General features: G+C 33.4%; 2 protein-coding genes and 1 pseudogene. 2 read left to right on the top strand and 1 reads right to left on the bottom strand.

The genetic code is table 11. From position 1 onward, the window contains the following. Window positions 1–82 precede the first annotated feature (82 nt). Window positions 83–1,766: pseudogene (gldG, locus tag AC1RYN_RS02815) on the top strand (gliding motility-associated ABC transporter substrate-binding protein GldG). A 108-nt stretch (window positions 1,767–1,874) separates the two neighbouring features. Further along, complete coding sequence (gene dnaN / locus AC1RYN_RS02810; RefSeq protein WP_195738381.1) at window positions 1,875–2,993, top strand: DNA polymerase III subunit beta; 1,119 nt, start codon at window positions 1,875–1,877, stop codon at window positions 2,991–2,993. A gap of 474 nt (window positions 2,994–3,467) precedes the next feature. Here dnaN and AC1RYN_RS02805 read toward each other — a convergent pair. Continuing rightward, window positions 3,468–3,939, bottom strand: a 472-nt coding sequence (locus AC1RYN_RS02805) for a MutS-related protein (protein WP_481805748.1), incomplete at its 5' end; no start/stop codon positions are given.

Here is a 3,939-nt window from a genome sequence, read left to right as displayed (position 1 = left end):
CACGCGATGTAATTTATTTTTCAAGTATAACGGTACTTTTTCTTTCGTTTACTGTATATCAACTAAAATCTTTTAAATCGTAATGAAAACCTCTTCTCAAAAAAACATAAAAACGTTACTGATTACAATTGCGATTTTAATTGCGTTGAATATTGCTGGTACTTTTATCTTTCATCGTTTTGATTTAACCAATGACAAACGATATACTTTATCGCCAACTTCATTAAATATCGTAAAACAGGTTCACAATCCGCTGTCTGTAAAAATTTACATGCAAGGCGATTTACCTCCTGAGTTTAAACGTTTACAACAAGAAACTCAACAATTACTAGAAGAGTTTCAAGCCTATAACAAAAACATATATTTTGAATTCGTTAATCCTATGGAGAACGAAGACGAAAGTATGGATACTATTAAAGAATTAGATCCAAAAGGGCTTACTCCTATAAACATAACTGTTGATGACAAAGGAAAACAATCGCAGGCTATGGTTTTTCCGTGGGCAATTGCAACATACGACAATAGAGAAGTTAATATTCCTTTATTAAAAAACCAAATGGGTGCTTCGACCACTCAAAAAGTAATGGCTCGTGCAGCATTTAGAATATTCGATTGCTGATGCATTAAATAAAATCACAAAAGAAAAACAAAAAAAGGTTGCAATCATAAAAGGAAATGGCGAAATGAAAGGGATTTCATGGCAAAATTCCTGATGCAAATTCGCGAAAGCTATCATATTGGACCGTTTACATTAGACTCTGTTGCCAAAAACCCTATTGGTACTTTAGATGGCTTAAAAAAATATGATTTGGCTATTATTGCTAAACCTACCGAAGCTTTTACAGATAGTGAAAAACAGGTTTCGGAATCAGTTTATCATTAACGGTGGAAAAACATTGTGGCTTGTTGATCAGGTAAATGCCGAAATGGACAGTTTATACTATCAATCTGGTGCAACGCTGGCTTTTCCAAGAGATTTGAATCTTAATGATATGTTCTTTAAATACGGCTTCAGAATTACCCCTGATTTAGTAAAAGATGAACGTGGAAGCCCAATTAAACTAGCTTCTGGAGAACAAGGAAGCGCCACTCAATACCAAGAATTTAATTGGAAATATGCACCTGAGGTTCATCCTGAAAGCAAACATCCGATTGTAAAAAATTTAGGAGGAATCAAATTTGACTTTGCAAACCCAATCGATACCTTAAAAAATGGTATCAAAAAAACGGTACTTTTGCAATCATCACCTTATTCTAAAAAAATTGGTACTCCTGCCGAAATCAATTTGAATATTGTAACTGAAGAAACTTCGCCAAACGATTATCTGAACAAAGGGAATATTCCTTTATCGGTTTTACTAGAAGGAGATTTCCATTCGATGTATGAAAATCGTGTGTTGCCTTTTGAACAAAAAACTTTTCAGACTAAAGGCAAAGCAACCAAAATGATTGTGGTTTCTGATGGTGATTTAGTCCGTAATCAATTAGACAAAAACCTAACTCCTGTAGAATTAGGTTACGATCAGCGTTCAGGAAATTTGTATGACAACAAAGATTTTCTGATGAATTGCGTTAATTATTTGCTGGATGACACAGGACTTATTAACATTAGAAGCAAGGATTTAAACCTTCCTTTATTAGATAAGGAAAAAGTTTATCAAGAGTACAGCATTACGCAATTCATAACTATCGGACTACCAATTCTAATTTTATTGGTCTTTGGACTTGTATTTACTTTTCTTCGCAAAAGAAAATACAGCAAGTAGATGTTAATAAAAAATTTGGGATACTAGAATTGTTTACGATATATTTGTAAAAATGTATTCTAGTCATTAATCAAGCTAAAATATATACCAAAAAATAAAACAAAAGAGATGAAATTTATAGTATCGAGTTCGTACTTATTAAAGCAATTACAAGTTTTAGGTAGTGTAATCAATAGTAACAATACGTTACCTATTTTAGACAACTTTCTATTTGAATTAGACAATAATGAATTAACAGTTTCTTCTTCGGATCTAGAAACGACGATGTCTGCAACTTTAGCGATTGATTCTACAAGCAAAGGAAGTGTTGCAATACCTGCAAAATTATTACTCGAAATCCTTAAAACATTTCCAGAACAACCTTTAACTTTTACTGTTGAAGACAATAATACTGTAGAAATTAGTTCTAACTCTGGAAAATATGCTTTGGCGTATGCAGCTGGAGAAGAATTTCCAAAATCTGTGAACCTAGAAGATCCATCGGTTACTCTTGTTCCTTCAGATGTTTTGGCAACAGCTATTAGTAAAACGATATTTGCTGCTGGTAACGACGATTTACGTCCAGTTATGTCAGGAGTATTCTTCCAGTTTTCGCCAGAAGGATTAATATTCGTTGCTACAGATGCTCATAAATTAGTAAAATATGCTCGTACAGATGTAAAAGCATCTCAAGTTGCTGATTTTATTATGCCAAAAAAACCTTTGAATATTTTAAAAAGTATCTTAGGAACTTCAGATGCTGAAGTAAAAATTGAATACAACGATTCTAATGCAACTTTCTCATTCGACAACTACATTTTAATGTGTCGTTTAATCGATGGGAAATATCCAAATTACGAAGCTGTAATTCCAAAAGAGAATCCAAACAAATTAATGATTGACCGTTCTTTATTTTTAAGTTCAGTACGTCGTGTGGCGATTTTCTCTAATAAAACTACACATCAAATTCGTTTGAAAATTGCTGGAGCAGAATTAAATGTTTCTGCCGAAGATATCGATTACTCAAACAAAGCCGAGGAAAGATTGACTTGTGATTACCAAGGTGATGACTTGCAAATTGGATTTAACTCCCGTTTCCTTACCGAAATGTTGACCAACTTACAATCGGATATGATCATGCTTGAAATGTCTTTACCAAACAGAGCAGGAATCCTGACTCCTGTAGATGGTTTGGAAGATGGAGAAACTGTAACCATGTTGGTGATGCCCGTAATGCTAAATAGTTAACATTTAATTATGTTTTTGTTATATTAGATTTTTGATATTCAAATATAATACTTATTATTGCATAACAATTACGCTATTAACCAACCATTTTTATACTTAAAAAACCGCTGCTTCTTTTGAAACTGCGGTTTTTTTTATGTTGTTTAAAGAGCTCTTTCGTAAAGTTCCACAGGGGATACTGAGTTTCCTCAATATTGTCTTTAGAACGGAGTCAAAGAATCTTCACGAGTGGCTCAACAAAAATGATGGATTTTCTTGTAGAGTTCCATCGTTCCCTCGGGATGACAAGTTTGAGAAAAGATTGTGCAAAGAATAACAAGAGTAAATTAAGACCTAAGTATAGTGAGCTACAACTCCAACTAAGATGTCATCACTAACTACAACTACACCCATAAAAACATTTAGCTTTTACTCTACATATAGTATTTACTCTAAACCTATAGTCTTCCATCTATACTCTATACTCTCACACCACTAAATAACTCCCATTTTTTGCATTAAGAAAGTAGCGCTTTTATTTTTACAAATTCCTTCACGAAGTGTATAATCAAAATGCAATTCATTATTCTTAATTTCAACTTCAAAACACTGATTGGTTAAAACGTCTGGATAATCGTTTGTTGTCAGGCATACTTCGATATCGTGAGTTGCAATAGCTCCGATTGCTTTTTTTGCAATGATCTTTTTTACTACTTCGATAGTTCCATTGCGTTTGTCATCTGAGTTAGTACCTCTTAAAATCTCATCTAAGAGCACAAAAGCTGGCTTATCCTCTAGAGCATCCATAATTTGTTTTAAACGCTTTATTTCAGCAAAAAGTAGGGATTCACTATCTGACAAAGAATCTGATAGTCGCATAGAAACCAAAACTGGCAACGGATGCATTGTGGCCTTATTAGCGCACACTACAGAACCTATTCCTCCTAATACCATATTAATCCCTAAC

Source organism: Flavobacterium sp. TC780 (assembly GCF_056783245.1).
The sequence above is the reverse complement of the archived record's forward strand: the minus strand, read 5'-3'. Positions and strand labels throughout refer to the sequence as shown.

Excerpts from the sequence above, each read along its gene's own strand:
- dnaN (WP_195738381.1), top strand. The coding sequence starts at position 1,875 with ATGAAATTTATAGTATCGAGTTCGTACTTATTAAAGCAATTACAAGTT.